General features: G+C 29.1%; 17 protein-coding genes. 3 read left to right on the forward strand and 14 right to left on the reverse strand.

What is annotated here, in order from left to right:
* Positions 1-104: 104 nt before the first annotated feature.
* Genes RDX53_RS02340 through RDX53_RS02360 form a run of 5 tightly spaced genes read right to left on the reverse strand, consistent with a single transcriptional unit; the run spans position 105 to position 3,453 of the window.
* A complete protein-coding gene (locus RDX53_RS02340) occupies positions 105-644 on the reverse strand; it encodes a 2-oxoacid:acceptor oxidoreductase family protein (RefSeq protein WP_195931681.1) in 540 nt (179 codons plus the stop codon).
* A gap of 1 nt (position 645) precedes the next feature.
* Positions 646-1,416: a thiamine pyrophosphate-dependent enzyme gene (locus tag RDX53_RS02345; protein WP_195931682.1), complete on the reverse strand. Its 771-nt coding sequence runs from the start codon at positions 1,414-1,416 to the stop codon at positions 646-648.
* Positions 1,416-2,492 carry a 3-methyl-2-oxobutanoate dehydrogenase subunit VorB gene (locus RDX53_RS02350; RefSeq protein ID WP_295677177.1) on the reverse strand — a complete coding sequence of 359 codons (1,077 nt, stop codon included), beginning with the start codon at positions 2,490-2,492 and terminating at the stop codon, positions 1,416-1,418. The genes RDX53_RS02345 and RDX53_RS02350 overlap by 1 nt, the downstream gene beginning before the upstream one ends.
* Positions 2,493-2,519: 27 nt before the next feature.
* Positions 2,520-2,735, reverse strand: coding sequence for a 4Fe-4S binding protein (locus RDX53_RS02355; RefSeq protein ID WP_207743892.1), 216 nt, complete (start codon positions 2,733-2,735; stop codon positions 2,520-2,522).
* 40 nt (positions 2,736-2,775) lie between these two features.
* On the reverse strand, positions 2,776-3,453 hold the full coding sequence (locus tag RDX53_RS02360; RefSeq protein ID WP_295733260.1) for an ATP-binding protein: 678 nt from the start codon (positions 3,451-3,453) through the stop codon (positions 2,776-2,778).
* A gap of 648 nt (positions 3,454-4,101) precedes the next feature.
* Here RDX53_RS02360 and RDX53_RS02365 point away from each other — a divergent pair.
* On the forward strand, positions 4,102-5,301 hold the full coding sequence (locus RDX53_RS02365; RefSeq protein ID WP_307993654.1) for a PLP-dependent aminotransferase family protein: 1,200 nt from the start codon (positions 4,102-4,104) through the stop codon (positions 5,299-5,301).
* Positions 5,302-5,486: 185 nt separating this feature from the next.
* Here RDX53_RS02365 and RDX53_RS02370 read toward each other — a convergent pair whose 3' ends face one another.
* The 9 genes from RDX53_RS02370 to RDX53_RS02410 form a co-directional block, all read right to left on the reverse strand.
* Positions 5,487-6,833, reverse strand: a complete 1,347-nt coding sequence (locus RDX53_RS02370; RefSeq protein WP_307993655.1) for an MATE family efflux transporter — start codon at positions 6,831-6,833, stop codon at positions 5,487-5,489.
* A 104-nt stretch (positions 6,834-6,937) separates the two neighbouring features.
* Positions 6,938-7,357 carry a helix-turn-helix domain-containing protein gene (locus RDX53_RS02375; protein ID WP_307993656.1) on the reverse strand — a complete coding sequence of 140 codons (420 nt, stop codon included), beginning with the start codon at positions 7,355-7,357 and terminating at the stop codon, positions 6,938-6,940.
* Positions 7,358-7,608: 251 nt separating this feature from the next.
* Positions 7,609-8,160 (reverse strand): hypothetical protein, encoded by a 552-nt coding sequence (locus RDX53_RS02380; RefSeq protein ID WP_007286297.1) that lies wholly within the window; start codon positions 8,158-8,160, stop codon positions 7,609-7,611.
* Positions 8,120-8,596, reverse strand: a complete 477-nt coding sequence (gene bilQ / locus RDX53_RS02385) for a bilirubin utilization transcriptional regulator BilQ (RefSeq protein WP_022071248.1) — start codon at positions 8,594-8,596, stop codon at positions 8,120-8,122. The genes RDX53_RS02380 and bilQ overlap by 41 nt, the downstream gene beginning before the upstream one ends.
* 91 nt (positions 8,597-8,687) lie before the next feature.
* Positions 8,688-9,488 (reverse strand): arylamine N-acetyltransferase, encoded by an 801-nt coding sequence (locus RDX53_RS02390; protein ID WP_307993657.1) that lies wholly within the window; start codon positions 9,486-9,488, stop codon positions 8,688-8,690.
* A gap of 126 nt (positions 9,489-9,614) precedes the next feature.
* Complete coding sequence (locus tag RDX53_RS02395) at positions 9,615-10,418, reverse strand: methyltetrahydrofolate cobalamin methyltransferase (protein ID WP_307993658.1); 804 nt, start codon at positions 10,416-10,418, stop codon at positions 9,615-9,617.
* 48 nt (positions 10,419-10,466) lie between these two features.
* Positions 10,467-11,525, reverse strand: a complete 1,059-nt coding sequence (locus RDX53_RS02400) for a uroporphyrinogen decarboxylase family protein (RefSeq protein ID WP_195929923.1) — start codon at positions 11,523-11,525, stop codon at positions 10,467-10,469.
* Between the two features lie 93 nt (positions 11,526-11,618).
* The gene (locus RDX53_RS02405) at positions 11,619-12,989 is read right to left on the reverse strand and encodes an MFS transporter (RefSeq protein ID WP_307993659.1); all 1,371 of its coding nucleotides are present in this window, start codon (positions 12,987-12,989) and stop codon (positions 11,619-11,621) included.
* Between the two features lie 99 nt (positions 12,990-13,088).
* Positions 13,089-13,721, reverse strand: a complete 633-nt coding sequence (locus RDX53_RS02410) for a corrinoid protein (RefSeq protein WP_307993660.1) — start codon at positions 13,719-13,721, stop codon at positions 13,089-13,091.
* Positions 13,722-14,028: 307 nt separating this feature from the next.
* Here RDX53_RS02410 and RDX53_RS02415 point away from each other — a divergent pair, with 307 nt between their 5' ends.
* Positions 14,029-15,606: a helix-turn-helix domain-containing protein gene (locus RDX53_RS02415; RefSeq protein WP_307993661.1), complete on the forward strand. Its 1,578-nt coding sequence runs from the start codon at positions 14,029-14,031 to the stop codon at positions 15,604-15,606.
* A gap of 13 nt (positions 15,607-15,619) precedes the next feature.
* Complete coding sequence (locus tag RDX53_RS02420; RefSeq protein ID WP_307993662.1) at positions 15,620-17,170, forward strand: helix-turn-helix domain-containing protein; 1,551 nt, start codon at positions 15,620-15,622, stop codon at positions 17,168-17,170.
* Positions 17,171-17,175 lie beyond the last annotated feature (5 nt).

Below are 17,175 nucleotides of genomic sequence, written 5' to 3' on the forward strand. Positions count from 1 at the left end.
CTAACTAATTTTTATTGTTTTACATACAAAAAAGAATTGTCCAACAGCAATAAAGCTGTCAGACAATCCTTTTTGGGCCATATTATTTTTTATATTAAATTTTTTTAACTAACTGCATCCATGCCTTTTTGTAAGGCTTCTCTATTTATAGGTATAAATTTAGATTTTCTTTCTCCAAATACTTTCAAGAAAGCATGTAATACTGATTCTATATCAACTGCATTAGTTACCTTTAGACATGCACCTAACATTATCATATTTGCAACCTTAGGCATTCCCATTTCACCTGCTATATCATTAGCTGGTATATAAGTAACTTTTACATCATCTCTATCAACTTTTGTATCTATTAGAGAGCTATTAACTAATATATGTCCACCTGGTACAACATCTTTGACAAATTTCATAGAAGGTAGGTTCATTATTACTGCGCAAGTTGCATCATTTGCTATAACTGGGGAACCAACAGGTTCATCAGATACTGTTACTGCACAGTTTGCTGTACCACCACGCATTTCTGGTCCATAAGAAGGTAACCATGCAACTTCTTTTCCTTCTAGCATTCCTGCATATGTTAATAATTGTCCCATAGACATTACACCTTGACCACCAAATCCTGCACAAATTACTCTAGATGTTGCCATATTATTTCGCCTCCTTCGCTGCTTTTGCGGCTTCTATATCAATATCTTTTTTATTACCTGGGATATAGTATTTCATCATATTATCTCTTAACCATTGTAGTGCATCGTTTGGAGCTAGACCCCAGTTAGTTGGACAAGTAGACAAAACTTCAACTATACCAAATCCTAATCCTGCTTGTTGAACTTCAAAAGCTTTTCTTATTGCTTTTTTAGCATTTCTAACATTTTTAGGAGTATCTACTGTTACCCTTTCTACAAATACTGCACCTGTTAAAGTCGCAAGCATTTCACTAACTCTTATAGGGAATCCATTTCTTTCTGGATCTCTACCATCTTGAGCTGTTGTAGCTCTTTGACCTATTAATGTAGTTGGTGCCATTTGGCCACCAGTCATACCATATATACCGTTGTTAACGAATATAGTACTTATTTTTTCTCCTCTAGCAGCAGCATGAACAATTTCACACATACCGATTGAAGATAAATCACCATCACCTTGATAAGTAAATACAAACTTATCTGGATGAGTTCTCTTTATACCAGTAGCTACAGCTGGAGCTCTACCATGAGCAGCTTCATGTGTATCTACATTAAAATAATTATATGCTAATACTGAACATCCTACAGGAACTACCCCTATAGCATCTCCTAATAATCCCATTTCTTCTAATACCTCTGCTACTAATCTATGGATTATACCATGTGTACATCCTGGACAGTAGTGAGTTATCGCATCAGTTAAACCGTTAGTTTTCTTAAATACTACAGCCATTATTTAGCACCTCCTAAAGCGACTTCTCCCATTATTTCTTTAGCTTTTTCAGCTATATCACTTGGCACTGGTATCATACCACCACTTCTTCCATAGAAGTGAACTGGTAATTTGCATTCACATGCTAATTTAACATCATCTATCATTTGACCTAAACTCATTTCTACTACTAATAAGTTCTTAGCGTTTGGTATTTGTTTGAATGCTTCATTTGGATATGGCCATAAAGTTTTAGGTCTTATTAATCCTACTTTATATCCTTCTTTTCTCATTGATTCTATAGTTGTTTTAACTATTCTTGAAACTGTTCCATATGCTACAAATACCAATTCTGCATCTTCAGTTTTGTACATTTCATATTGAACTTCATTTTCTTCAATAGCTTTATATTTTCTTTCTAGATGTTCATTATGTTTTTCTAGTTCTTCTGATTGTAAATAAAGAGAATTTATTATATTAGGTTTTCTCTTATTTTGATGTCCACATGCAGCCCAATCTTTTGGAGCCAAGTCTCTATGTTTACGTTCTTTATCAAAGTCAACTGGTTCCATCATTTGACCGATCATACCATCTGCAACTACCATAACAGGAGTTCTGTATTGGTCAGCTACGTCAAATGCTTCTATGATCATATCAACTGCTTCTTGAACTGATGATGGAGCAAATACTGGAGTTCTATAATCACCATTTCCTCCACCTTTAGTACTCATATAATAATCTGATTGAGAAGGTTGTATTGTTCCTAGTCCAGGACCACCTCTCATTATATTTAAAACTACGCAAGGTACTTCAGCACCTGCACAGTAAGCAATTCCTTCTTGTTTTAATGCAACCCCTGGAGAAGATGAAGATGTCATAGCTCTAACACCAGAACCACCTGCACCGTAAACCATATTTATAGCTGCTAATTCTGATTCTGCTTGAATAAAAGCTCCTCCTACTTTTGGAAGTTCTCTTGATAAGTATTCTGGTAACTCACTTTGTGGAGTTATTGGATATCCAAAGAAGTAACGGCATCCAGCTTCTATAGCTGCTTTACCAAATGCTTCATTACCTTTCATAAGTATTTTAGCCATTATTGATTCCCCCCTAATTCGAAATAATTAATCTCTTTCAACAGTTATAACAACGTCTGGACACATAAGTGCACAACTTGCACATCCAACACATTTTTCTTCATCAACTACTTTAGCTGGATTATATCCCTTTTGGTTAATATAATCTGTATCTATTGCTAATATTCCTTTTGGACATGCTTCAACACATAATCCACAACTCTTACAACGTTCTACATCAAAAGTCACTTTACCTTTAGCCATTTTATAGCCCCCCTTAACATTGTGTTTTATAAAACTCACACTACATCCATTCTTCTCTCAGATATAAATCTATTGGTAATATATCCCCTTCTAAGTTATCTGGTAGTGAATCTACTAGACTTCTTAAACATGAAACATATTTTATCGGGATATTAGTTAAATCTGAAACCTCTCTAGCTAATTTTTGACCTCTTAAAACATCTTCTACAGTAGTTTGTCTTATTAAATGTGTATTGTTTATTAAACCAGTTACTTTTAATTTTGAAGTTTCCTCCATAGATTTTATAAACTTTATGACATCCTCTGCAGTTTGAGTTTGCTCTCTATTTGCATTTACTACACAGAACATATCGTATTCACCTTCTACAAAATGTTCTGCAAATCTTCCTACAACTCTTGTCCCAACATTATCTCCGCCAACGTCTATTACATAATCTACATCCTTTTCATGTAAAGGTGTCATTACTTGTGCTGATACTGCTGGCAAATCTAATGTATCTGTTTCTATAGAACTATCAATTGGATTTATGCCCATAGCTCTAAGCTGTTCTTTCTTTTCTCTAGTTCTAAAATATACGTTTACTATATCCAAATCTGCAAATGCTATTTTTCCATCTACTATCTTTCTTAATTTTGTAACATAATTTATTGATACTTCACTTTTTCCACTGCCATAATGTCCAATAAATAGTCTTACTCTTTTATCATCTTTTATCATTTTTATCACCTATCTTTTAGATACTAATATAGCCTTTTGTTCTATGGCATTCATCAAATTGTTATGTATTTAATACAATAATTCCTATTCTTAAATCTTTTGTTAAATTTCACTATATATTTTTTAATTCTACTAAATAAATTTAAATAAAAACTAGAACAATTCTTATACTTAAATTATATATATAGTTTTTGAAAAACAGCTAATATGTAAATTTTATCCATAGGTATAAATATTTTTTATTACGTTTATTTTAAAAAGCAATTTTAGTTTTTCAATTTTTTTTATTAATAAAGTTTGTTTCATATTCAAAAATAATTAATAAATTTTAAGTTTGTCCTTTATATCGCAAAAATATCTTATCTAAGTTATATTTTTTATATTTTTTTAATTTTATAGATGTTTATTTTTTTGAAACTGTTGAAATTACTAAACTTTATCCTTTTATCATTGTAGAATCTCTTTAATCATAAATATTTTTTATTCCATTCTATAAATTTTCCTTATTGCCTGATTATTCCAATTATTATGTATAATTATTATAAGTAATATATTATTTTTATTTTATGTAATGAAATCTTTATTCTTAATTAATAAATCAGTCGTACTTATAAAGCTTTATTTAAAAACTAATAGGGGGTGCTTTTTATGGCTGTAAAATTTGCAAAAAGATTAGATAATCTAGAAGGTTCTGCAATTCGTGAACTTTTAAAACTTACTCAAAGACCAGAAGTTATATCATTTGCTGGAGGAATGCCTGCTCCAGAATTATTCCCAGTTGAAGAAATGAAAAAAGTTTCTGTTGCTGTATTAGAAGAACAAGGTCAAGTTGCTCTTCAATATACTACTACTGAAGGATATGCTCCACTTAGAGAAAAAATTGCACAAAGAATGAATACTAAATTAAAAACTAATGTTACTGCTGATGACATATTAATAACTAGTGGATCTCAACAAGGTCTAGACTTTTCTGGTAAAGTATTTATAGATGAAGGCGACGTTATACTATGCGAAAGCCCTTCATATATGGGTGCTTTAAATGCAATGAAAGCTTATCAACCTAAATTTATAGAAATACCTACTGATAATGACGGTATGATCATGGAAGAATTAGAAAAAGTTCTTGCTACTACTGATAGAGTTAAAATGATATATGTTATCCCTGATTTCCAAAATCCATCTGGTAGAACTTGGCCAATGGAAAGAAGATTGAAATTCATGGAAATAATAAATAAATATGAAATACCTGTAATTGAAGATAATCCTTATGGAGAATTAAGATTCGACGGCGAATTCTTACCTTCATTAAAATCTTTAGATACTAAAGGCTTAGTTATTTTCTTAGGAACATTCTCTAAGATATTCTGCCCAGGATACAGACTTGGTTGGACTTGTGCAGCTCCAGAAATATTAAATAAATTCAATATTTGTAAACAAGGTGCTGACCTTCAAGCTTCTACAATATCTCAAATGGAAGTTAACAAATTTATGGATATGTTTGATTTAGATGCACACGTTGAAAAAATTAAAGCATGCTATGCAAAACGTAGAGATGTTATGATGAAAGCTATGGAAGAAGAATTCCCAGACTCTGTTGAATTTACACACCCTCAAGGAGGATTATTTACATGGGTTATACTACCAGAAGGAATCAATGCAGGAGAAATGGCTAAAAAATGTTTAGAAAAAGATGTAGCTTACGTTCCTGGTGAATCTTTCTACCCTAATGGCGGTGTTTATAATACTTGTAGATTAAATTATTCTAATATGCCTGAAGACAAGATAGTTGAAGGTATTAAGAGAATGGCTGAAGTTATCAAAAAAGAATTAGCTGAACACGCTAAATAAATTTACTTACCCAATAAAAATAGTGTAAAAATATATTTTAAATTTATTTAATTTATATTTTGATATACTCACTTTTCATTTAATTTTCTTAAGGATTGGTGTATTTTATGCATCAATCCTTTTTTCATATTTTAATTCAAAATAGATATTACATATATCTTTTATGATATATTATTATTTTATAGTTACTCCTCCTCTTCTTTAACTTTATAATATTTCTTTATTACAAATACTGATATTTGGAATGTAACTATTCCTATCCATCCTATTCCTGTAGCAAGAGCTACTCCACCAATACCCATAAATTTGACTAATAAATAAGAAAGTATTACTCTTATGCTTATTTGTAATGTAGTTCCTATGACAGGTATATTTACAAGCCCTGTTCCCCTATAAAATCCAACAAATATACTTCCGACCAAACTAATTATATAGAAAAATGATATAATTTTAAAATATTGTACTCCATAATTTAATACAGTCTTTCCCTCATCAAATGAAAAGAAATTAAGCAAAATATCTGAACGGAAGAATATAAATAAAATCAATCCTATACAAACTAATTGTATTAATACTAATGCATCTTTAAATCCTTCTAATACTCTCTTTTGATTTTTTGCTCCTGTATTTTGTGCAATAAATATTGAAGTTGCCTCAGAGCCACTATTTCCAAATGCTAAGATTACATCCTCAATTCTACCTGTTGCTGTATATGCAGAAATTGCATCAACACCGAGTGAATTAACTGCACCTTGGACAAGAAGTTTTCCTATATAAAGTGATGATTGATGTAATGCCGATACAAACGAATATTGGCAAGTCAATCTTATCAAACCTGAATTATACTTCATATCAATCTTTTTAACTTTTAAAAATGGAATCTTGTAAATTATATAAAAATAACACAATAATGCTGAAACAGCTTGAGATATTACAGTTGCCAAAGCCGCTCCCATTATTCCCATTGAAAATTGTTTTATTAACAGTAAATCTAGTATTACATTTAGAAAAATTGAAATTACTAAAAATATTAGTGACATTCTTGTATTTCCGACTGATCTTAAAATTGAGGATAAAAAATTATAAAGAAAAGTTGTTATAAGTCCTCCTAATATTACATTCATATACTGAGTTACATATCCTGTTAATTCTACTGGAGTTTGGATAATATTTAATATAATAGGCATAAATAAAATTCCCAAAATACTTATTATAATAGTTACAGCTATGCCTAAAATTGAAGATAAAAATATCTCATTTCTCATTTTATCGTAATTTTTTTCACCATATAATTGTGCCGTTATAATTGATAGTCCTGTGCAACATCCTATTATTATAAATATAAATAAATTCATAACAGTGCCTGAAATCCCAATTGCTGCAAAAGCATCATGCCCTACATAAGTCCCAACAATTATGCTATCTATTGTATTATAAAATTGTTGAAATATACTTCCTATCAAAAGTGGTATAGAAAGATATATCAACTGTCTTTTTATATTCCCCTGTGTCAAATCATATGTTTGTTCCACTATTCTATCCCCTTTCTAACTTTTACTTTTTTTAATTGTAGCACTAAATTATACTTTTATATCATAAAAAAATGAGGTATAGTTTGTATCCATACCTCATTTTTTTATTCCCCTACATTTTCTACTTGTACGCTTGTATTATTTTCATAACTTTCAAAAGCAGCATAATTTAATACTACTAACCCAACATTAAAAAGTACAAAGATTAAAAGTATAATTCCAACAGTTTTCCAAATTCGATGTGAACGTCTATTTTTTATAGCCAATTGTTCATTAATCCTCATCAGTTGATCAGCCACAGCATTTACATCTTGCTCATTTTTTTCTTCTATTTTTGCACCCAATAACTCACTTACACTCACTTCAAAAATCTCAGAGATTTTTATTAGCATATCTGCATCTGGAACTGATATGCCCTTTTCCCACTTCGAAATAGTCTGTCTAACTACATTTAATCTTATTGCTAATTCCTCTTGAGATAGCCCCTTACTTTTTCTAAGTTGTTTTAAATTTTCATTTAACATATAGAGCCTCCTAAATTTTTAATTTATACTTTTATCTTATAAAAACTCGCCAATTTCATCAAGCAATGCAAGTTAACATTGCTGTGCAATGGCTAAATTTCAATCATAATTCCCCATAAATATATCTATATATTCTTTACATCTAAAACTAGAACACGCAATTTTGATGGTGTTATTTTATATAAAAAGACAGTTGACGATAAAATCAACTGCCTTATAATATCAATATTCTATCTTTAAATATTTATTATCTAAATAACCCTCTTATAAATAATTGGTTCATCATATCCGAAAGTTCTCTTACCTCTAACTTCCATAGTTTCACTAACCTCTAAATACTCTTCTGAAAATCGTTCAAACAAAGTAAATTTCAAGACAGGTGAAAACATGCTTGTGCTACCACCTTCCCATACTCCATCTTTTTCAATATATAATGCTGGGGTAAATTTTTCTGATACTCTTAACTCATTATAATCTATTTCTTTTAAATCTTTATAAGTAAATGTATTTTTATCATATCCATTTGGTACTTCATAAGAAGTTAATTTAATTCCATTTTCTTCTTGTGTAAATAAAAATAAGTGAGGTGAAGCATGTGTATTTCCATTTGATGTATAATAACTTTCTTCAACCATAAAAATTCCTTTAAAATCTTCTGGTAAATTTATAATTTTGTCATTACAAATCGTATTTACATGTTCAGCATAAGGAAAATCTATATTATCTAGCTTCATTTTGTCAAACTGCTCAGAGTTATTAAAGCTACCTGTCAATATGTTCATAAAATCTTTTAATTTGTTCATTTTGTTTTCCTCCATCTATTTCATTTAATTTAAAAATAATCTTTTTCATTAAATTCATCAATTCTTGTATGCTATTTTCATCAATATCAGATAAAACTTGTGTATCCCATGAATAAAAGAGTTTCTGGCTCTCTTGGACTATATTTTTACCACTTTCGGTTAAACTCAAAACATTAAATCGTCTATCATTATTATTCTTTCTCTGATTGATTAAATCTTTCTCTAATAATTTTGTTAAAATACGGTTTAATTGTCCTGCATCTATTTTAAGATATTCTACAATTTCTTTAGGGGAACACTCATTATTTTTGCCTATATAAATTAAAACAAATAATTGAGTATAAGTTACCCCAAAGTTAGAAATTTTTTCAGTACAATATGATACAAAGTACTTTCTTATTATTGATATATAAACGGCAAATGATTCATTTTTCACATTACCACCTCTCAATATTTAACAATTTAGATTATATACAAATTAGTTGACTTTGTCAAATATTCAAACATTAGTAAAAATAAATTTATAGTTATACTAATACTTTTACAAAATTATCAATCACTATATTAAAATATTCTTTTAATACATCATAAATCTTATCTTCTCGAACTTTTTCTATTTTTATAACTTGACCGTCTTTATAAAAAATTAGTTCTCCATCAAAAAATCTTATATGCTCATCTTCTGTATAACGCGCAACTTTCATTGAATTTATAAATGGTGAATTTGGGTGTGATTCACAATAAAAAGAAGGTAATATATAATCGATATCTAGTTGTGGTTCTAATGAAAAGCTGTATATCTGTTTCCAATCTTTATTAGGCTTTCTTTGATATAAAATATATTCACCTTCTTGTTTTGGATTATCTTCAAATTTATAATCACATTTCCCATCATTTTGTACTTTCCCGACTTCAAGCTCTAAGCTTTTTCTAGATAATTCGCTAAGAACCCCTACATCAGAAATATATGATTTATCATCTATATCGATTTTTAATATTCTGTGAAGTCTCATTCTAGTATTGCCATCTTGATATATAAATCTTCCCGCCAAATTTATAACCTTAAATCCTAAGCTTTTCAATAAATTACTATAAAGTCCATTTAACTCAAAACAATATCCACCCCTCGTCCCAACAATCATCTTATCGAATAAATCTTGTGATTCAAGTGATAGCGGCTTTTTGTTTAATACATCTATATTTTCATATGGTATATGAGTTAAATGTGCTATTTGTAATTTGCACAATGTATCATAATCTATTTTTATTTCATCTGTATATTCCATCTTCTTTAAATATAAATCTATCTGTTCTTTGCTATATATCATAAAATCATCCCCTAAAACTGTATTTATTTTATAAAAAAATAAGCATTGATAAGTGGGCTTATATTATCAATGCTTTTATTTATTTACTTATTTATATGGTTAAAAGTTTGTTTAGGATTCACTTAATTATTTTTTAGACCCAATCAAGCCTTCTCTATATGCACCTATATATTCAATACAAAACTCATCTTCACCTAATAGAGCTTCTGTTGCGTATATAAGTCCTAACATATCTCTGTTTGTTGGGTCTAATATTGCACTATCTAATCCTGCATTCATTGCTAATACTGTAAAACCTAGGTTTATTAATTTTCTAACTGGCAGATTAAATGAAATATTACTTACAGCTGCAGTTATATGGATTGTAGGATATTCTTTTCTAATTGTGCTTATAACTTCTACATTCATAGCAATTCCATCTTCTGATGTACATAACATTTCAACTAATGGATCTATATGAATTCTTTCAGGTTTTATATTGTACTCTTCTGCTTTTTTCATTATATCTTTAAATACTCTTAATCTGTCTTCTGCTGTTTGTGGTATTCCTTTATCGTCTGAAAGTAAAGCTATCACTTGCCAATCTGTGTCTGCTATTTCTGGGAATATTTTATCTATTTTGTCCCCTTCCATTGAAACAGAATTGATAATTCCTGGTTTATTACAGAATTTATAAGCTTGTAATATTACATCAGCACTTGGACTGTCTACTGCTATTGGTAAATCTGTCACTTCTTGAATTTGTTCTATCATCCATTTTAATGTTTCAACTTCCTCAGCTTCTGGAACTGATGCACAGCAGTCAATATATGTTGCACCACTTTCAGCTTGTATTTTTGCTCTATTTTTTATAAATTCTGCATCTCTATTTTTTATCGCTTCTGCCACTACTGGAATAGAACCGTTGATTTTTTCACCTATAATAATCATTTTTTATCCTCCATCCATACTAATTTTTCTGTCTTAATTTATATTAGCTTAGTCACAATAGAATTTACGAGATTCTGTGTACATTGTTTCATATCCTTTTTCTCTACGTTCTGGATTATTTTCACGATACCAAGCTATATATCTTCCTTCTTTACCATAGTCATGAACTCTATCTTTAACTGCTTGTACATATTCTTCATCACTTAATTTTCCATCTGGGTCTGGTGAGAAAGAACTTACTTGAGCTAGTTTATCTGCGTATTTTTCTAATATTCCAACCTTATCATTGCAAGCATCTTGACCTTCCCAAGAATCAAATCCAGCTGCTATAAAGTTTTCGATTTGATTTCCAACACATCCACAAGAATGGAAGTTTACATAAAGACCCATTTCATGAGCTGCATCATTCATTCTCTTATAATGTGGTAACATAACTTCTTCAAAAGTAGTTGGTGAGAAGAAAGAACTTCTTTGAGTTCCCATATCATCATGGAATGTGATTATATCAGCATGGTATACTTCTTTTGCAATTTTCATTAATTCTATATGGAAATCTGTTAATTTAGTATAAAATGCTTCTAATGCTTCTTCCTCTTCTAATAAGTAGCAGAAAGTATCTTCAAAACTTGTTAAATCTGCTGTTCTTTCAAATAATCCGTTTACGATTGTAAATATAGTTGCTTTGTCTGGGTCGATTACTTTTGCATAATTTTCTTCATAATCTTTTTGCCAGTCTATAGTTGATAAATCTGGGAATACTAAGCTTTCCCAATTTGTTATATCATCTAATCTTCTTGTTCCTGGTTTGACCATTGCTGCATTTGTTTTTGGTTCATATTCCCACTCGATTCCGAACCAGTCTATACCACCATTGCATCTAGCAGTTGCATCTGGCATTACTAATGGTTGTATAAAGTTTATATCGAAATAATATGATGGCATCCAAAGTGGTTTTTCGCCTTTATACAATCTAAGTACATTTTCCTTTGGTGTTATAGGTGTATGATATTTTATTGTTTCAAATGATTTTGCTCCATATGGATTTGGAACAGCTGGATCTATTGTTGGATTTTGTATTTCCTCGATTTTAAAAGAATAGTCGCTCATCTTTTTTCCTCCCAATTTATAAACTTATTTTATTTACCTCAATTTTATTCAATCTTCTTTATCTTCAAATATTGTATATATCTTTATTTATATTTAATTTGCGCTTTCTCTTTCTTGTAATTCTTTTTCCATTATAGCTATATCACTGTCTTTAATCTTATATCCTAGTAATGGAATTATTGATACTACTAAGAATATTATTGGAACTACAAGGCATAATATTTTTATTCCACTGACTGTAGAACTTGTAATTGCTGCATCTGCATGGTATCCAACTGCTGATAAAACACTTGTTATAACAATACCTCTAACTGCTATTGATATTTTTATAGCCAAAGAGCTAAAAGACATTATAACTGCTTTAGTATTTTTACCTGTTTTATATTCGCTATATGTTCCGCAATTTGAATATAAACTTGTTGTATTTCCATAAGATATACCAAAGAATATTTGTGCTATACCTAAAAGTACTGTTACTATCATCATATTTGCTGGCATAACATATATAACTACTAGGCATACTGCAAATCCTAAAACACCGACGATATTTGTCATCTTGCTTCCAAGTTTTGCAACCACATTTTTTGATATAAGTGAACCTACTAATGCACCTACATTAAATACTACTAATATAATTGACATTGCTGATTCATCTTGTAAAACAACTTTCGCATAATATGCAACAGTCGCCATCAAAGTGTAATATCCAATTAGTTTTAAGAAGTCGAAAATTAAAACTAATAATAATTGTGGATTTGATACAATGCTTTTACCCATGTCTTTAAATGAAATTGATTTTGCATGTTTTGCATTTTCGTCTAATACTTCTTTTGGTTCATCATAACCTTTAGTAATAGCAAAGTGTATTAAATAACAGACTGTGAAAGTAACTGATGCTATCAAAGCTGTCATTGTATAACCAATAACACCTGTTGAGCTTGCAAATATTCCTAAGAAGAATAGATTTAACACTGGTACAAAATATGATGCAAGTATTTTACCTGCGCTTGAACCAGCAGATATTCTACCAGAAAGGAATGCTCTTTCTTCTGGATCATCAGTAAGTTCACCAACTAAAGTTCTGTTTGCTGTCCAACATATATTCCAAATTGCATGACTTAAAACATATCCCAAACCACAAAGCAATGCTGCCACTGGGTCAGAACCAATCTTAGTAAACATCAATACGAAAAATGCTACTACAAACGGTGGCAAATATATAAGCCAAGGTCTGTATTTCCCATGTTTAAAATTAACCTTATCTATTATTACTCCTGCTAACATAGCAGTTATAGCATCTGCTATCCCTGCTACAGATGTTATCGCTGCAACTAACGCTAATGGTAATTGAGCTACATCTGTTAAGAATATTACAAAGAATGTTGTCTCAACTGTACTCATAAATGAAAATCCTACTTCGCTTATTCCCCAAAACGATTTTATTTTATTATTTATTTTTTTCATAAAGAGTCCCCATTTATATTTTATTTTTAGTTAATAACCACCCTTGCACTAAAACTTTTATATAACAAGTTTTAGTTTAAACATATATCATTTCTAATCTTAACTTGCTAATTTTTTAGCTACTTGAGCTGCACTTGCTGCATCTTCTGTATAAGCATCTGCTCCTATTTCATCTGCAAATTCTTGTGTTATTGGAGCTCCACCAACCATAACTTTTATTTTATCTCTACCTGGATATTCATTAAGTGCTTTTACTGTTTCTTTTAAAGCTGACATAGTAGTTGTTAAAAGTGCTGATGCTCCTACTATTTTTACATCAGGATTTTCTTGTAATGCTTGAATAAATTTTTCTGCTGGTACATCAACACCTAAGTCGATAACTTCAAATCCTGCACTTTCAAGCATCATTATAACTAAGTTTTTACCTATATCGTGTAAGTCACCTGCAACTGTTCCCATTATCATTTTTCCTGCTGAAACTGCATTATCTCCAACTAATAATGGTTTTAAAACTTCAACACCTTTTTGCATTGCACGTGCTGCTACTAACATTTCTGGAACGAATATTTCATTTTTAGTAAATTTATCACCTACTACTGTCATTGAATCTATCATTGCATTTAATATTTCTGGTGCAGTTGCGCCTGAATCTAGAGCTTCTTGAACTAAACCTGCTACTTTTTTAGATTTACCTCTTTCTACTGCTGTTGCTACTTCTTGAATTTTAGACATATTATTTCCCCCTAACATATAATAAATATTTTTTTAATCATTTTGTTAACATTTTCTTTGCGTCTGTTTGTTTTTCTTTTCTTTATATTTAAAGTATAGGATTTTAAGAGGGTTATTTTCAATGTAGGAATATATGAATTTTTTATAAAATTTTATAATTTTCATATAAAGTTTATTTGTAGATTCTTATAAAAAAATCATATTATTTTTGAATAAATCTACATTTTTTACCAATTATTATTTTTAATGCTCTATAATATAAATTAGAAACATTTATTTTTAGTGATTTTTAGAAAAGGAGGCCAAAATGTATATCAGCATTAATGAAATATTAGACAAATTTTTTAAATTCACTTCAAGATACAAAATATCATTTGATAGTGAAATAGTAAATTTTAAGTTTTCAACTAAAAATCTTAAAGATTATAGCCCATATTGTTTATATATTTTTAGGGCTAATAAACTTCCAAATGAAATTTTTAATTATGATAAAATAAATTTTTTGATAATCGGCGAGCCAGAAGATTTGCCTTACTTAAACAACTGCAACTATATTATCTTAGAAGAAAAATCTATTTCTATATTTGAGATAATAACAATAATTCAAAGTCTATTAAATTTTGATGATGCCCTTTCATCTTTCAAGGAAAAACTATTTTTCAGTATTGAAGATGATCTATCTATCAATAATATGATTTCTATAGCTTTTGAGTATTTAAACAACCCTATAATGGTGCTAAATTCTAAATATGAAACTTGTTATTTTGAACTTGGAAAAACTATTTTAAATGAGCCAGTCTGGGAATTTCAATTAAAAAACAATCGTCCCCATCCTGAATATTCATTAAAATACAATAAAAGTAGAGAAAATCGACTTATAGCAGAATCTAGCTATAATCATGTTATTACTTTCTTTGAGGGTCTTATGAATCATAGGGAAATTGCAATCCCAATAAAACATATTGATTTTTCAATTGGGCGTATATGTGTGTTGGAAGTCAATCGAGATATTACTCAAAGTGATATACATATTCTCAAGACTCTGGCAAAAATGATGTATCCTCTTATGATTTCTGATAAAAAATTTCTAAACTTAGAAACATCCAGATTTGATTCTGTTTTGAGCGACTTAATGAATAATCCAAAGCCAAACATGTTACTTATGAGAAAAAAATTATCTAACTTTAAATTCGACTTAGATTCAAATATGTACCTTCTTTGTCTGTGTGATTTGGATAATATAAATTCAAAATCTAAGGTAAACTATGTCAAACAAATGGTTCAAGGCATATTTGAAAAACACTATGTATTTGTATTTGATAAAAACATTATTGTTCTTTATAACAATAAAAATTCATTTGATTATTTTAAGAAATGCAAAGAATACGAAGAGTTTCTCGAATTTATACAAAACTACACATTATCAGTCGGAGTCAGCAAGTTATTTGACGGTATCTCTAGTATAAGAAATGCCTATTTCGAATCACTATCTGCTATCAATTTCGCAAATCATCTTAATTTTACAGATGGTGAAAAACCTTTTATAAATTTTTATGATGATTTTGTTTTACACGACTTAATGTATGATTTTGTAGTGAAAAAAAAGCTTCATTATATCTTAGATTCAACGATTTTAAAACTTCTAGCTGATAATAATACAAATTTAATAACCACAATTAAATACTATCTAGATTACAACGAAAACCTAAACTTAATAGCAGAAAAGCTTGGAATTCACTATAATACATTAAAATATCAAATCGAAAAATTAAAAACTAAATACTTCATAGATTTAAAAAACTCTGATTCATTAATAAAACTAAGACTTGCAATAGTTGCATTAGAAATTTCAGAGGGATATAAATTAGATCTTGGACTAAATTGAAAGGAGGATTCATATGTCAGCAACATTTAATGAAATATCAACAAAATTATCGTCAAAAAATCCAATAGTTATTATCAGAAAAAATATAAATATTTCAAATTACTATTATATAGAAGATGATTTTGACTACCTTAACTCTTACAGTCTTTATATATGTAAATTATCCAATTTCCCAAAAAATTTTAAGAGCGATAAAATCATAAACTTCTTGATAATAGTAGATGTAAATATAAAATATGATTTATTTCAACTTAAAAACTGTAATATTCTAATATTAGAAAAAGATAAAATAAGTCTATATAAATTGTTAGAAGATTTGCAGGATATCATAAACGTAAATGCTGATATAATCGCATCTTCCAACAGTATTATAGATGCATTATCACAAAACCAAAATATAGACGATATTATAAAAACAATTCATCACTATCTACAAAATCCAATAATAATAACTAACTCTGCAAATTATCTTTGTTGTCATAGTGATGATAATTTCGATATAAATGATACAATTTGGGAAGATTATTTAAAATATGGCTATCCCGATCCAAATTATTTAGAGAAAATTTATTACAATATTAAATTTGTACAACCTCTATCAACAGAAAGTGATTCACATATTATAGATTATTTGGACGTAATGGAACATAGGGTTCTTACATGTCCAATAAAAATAAATAATTTTAACATAGCATATATCTATGTTTTGGAGGCTAATAAACCATTTAATAAAGAAGACATGCGTGTGTTAAACATTTTGGGCAAAATACTAGCCCCTTCAATAATAAACGACCCTCGTTTTACTTATTGCGAAAACACTCAAATAGACTCGATATTTTATTATTTATTGTCATGTGATAACACACAACCTCACTTTCTTGAAAATACATGTGAAATATTAAATTTAGAACTACATTCAAACTTCTTTTTGCTAAATATTAATTGCTCGAAAGAAGAAATGACAATAGAAAAATTAAAAGAACTTTATGACTTGATAAAATCTATATTTTTCAACCAGTTTGTGTTTATATATAAAAATCAGATATGCATACTATATGTCACAAGAGATGATAATCCTCACAAATTTAAAATATACTCTAAATATTTTTTAGACATATGTGAAAAATATAATCTATCAGTTGGAATTAGCGACATATTCTTCAACTTACACGATATTAAAATAGCATACAACCAGACACTAAAAGCACTTGATTACTCTACTATCTCATCTCATAAAAATCGTATAAATTATTACTCCGATTTTATGCTGACAGACTTGGTCTATGAGTTTTTGATAAATGAAAATACGGATAATATTATTGATTTGAACTTTAAAGAATTTATAAATTCTGCATCAGAAGAATATCTTGAAATGATGAAATTGTTCGTCGATAATAACGGCAATATCAAAAAAACTGCCGATGAACTGCATGTGCATTATAATACTTTGAAATATCGCTTGAGCAAGATTAGAGATGAGTATTGTATCGATTTTGAGGATTTGAATTATATTATTAAGCTGAAGTTGTCTTATATTGCTTTGGATTTTATTTCGAATACATAGTTTTA

This window comes from uncultured Intestinibacter sp. (genome assembly GCF_902468165.1).
Classification (GTDB): domain Bacteria; phylum Bacillota; class Clostridia; order Peptostreptococcales; family Peptostreptococcaceae; genus Intestinibacter.

What these genes read in the sequence shown, in the direction of transcription:
- RDX53_RS02340 (WP_195931681.1), bottom strand. Translation starts at nt 644, where the DNA reads ATGGCAACATCTAGAGTAATTTGTGCAGGATTTGGTGGTCAAGGTGTA.
- RDX53_RS02345 (WP_195931682.1), bottom strand. Translation starts at nt 1,416, where the DNA reads ATGGCTGTAGTATTTAAGAAAACTAACGGTTTAACTGATGCGATAACT.
- RDX53_RS02350 (WP_295677177.1), bottom strand. Translation starts at nt 2,492, where the DNA reads ATGGCTAAAATACTTATGAAAGGTAATGAAGCATTTGGTAAAGCAGCT.
- RDX53_RS02355 (WP_207743892.1), bottom strand. Translation starts at nt 2,735, where the DNA reads ATGGCTAAAGGTAAAGTGACTTTTGATGTAGAACGTTGTAAGAGTTGT.
- RDX53_RS02360 (WP_295733260.1), bottom strand. Translation starts at nt 3,453, where the DNA reads ATGATAAAAGATGATAAAAGAGTAAGACTATTTATTGGACATTATGGC.
- RDX53_RS02365 (WP_307993654.1), top strand. Translation starts at nt 4,102, where the DNA reads ATGGCTGTAAAATTTGCAAAAAGATTAGATAATCTAGAAGGTTCTGCA.
- RDX53_RS02375 (WP_307993656.1), bottom strand. Translation starts at nt 7,357, where the DNA reads ATGTTAAATGAAAATTTAAAACAACTTAGAAAAAGTAAGGGGCTATCT.
- RDX53_RS02380 (WP_007286297.1), bottom strand. Translation starts at nt 8,160, where the DNA reads ATGAACAAATTAAAAGATTTTATGAACATATTGACAGGTAGCTTTAAT.
- RDX53_RS02390 (WP_307993657.1), bottom strand. Translation starts at nt 9,488, where the DNA reads ATGATATATAGCAAAGAACAGATAGATTTATATTTAAAGAAGATGGAA.
- RDX53_RS02395 (WP_307993658.1), bottom strand. Translation starts at nt 10,418, where the DNA reads ATGATTATTATAGGTGAAAAAATCAACGGTTCTATTCCAGTAGTGGCA.
- RDX53_RS02400 (WP_195929923.1), bottom strand. Translation starts at nt 11,525, where the DNA reads ATGAGCGACTATTCTTTTAAAATCGAGGAAATACAAAATCCAACAATA.
- RDX53_RS02405 (WP_307993659.1), bottom strand. Translation starts at nt 12,989, where the DNA reads ATGAAAAAAATAAATAATAAAATAAAATCGTTTTGGGGAATAAGCGAA.
- RDX53_RS02410 (WP_307993660.1), bottom strand. Translation starts at nt 13,721, where the DNA reads ATGTCTAAAATTCAAGAAGTAGCAACAGCAGTAGAAAGAGGTAAATCT.
- RDX53_RS02415 (WP_307993661.1), top strand. Translation starts at nt 14,029, where the DNA reads ATGTATATCAGCATTAATGAAATATTAGACAAATTTTTTAAATTCACT.
- RDX53_RS02420 (WP_307993662.1), top strand. Translation starts at nt 15,620, where the DNA reads ATGTCAGCAACATTTAATGAAATATCAACAAAATTATCGTCAAAAAAT.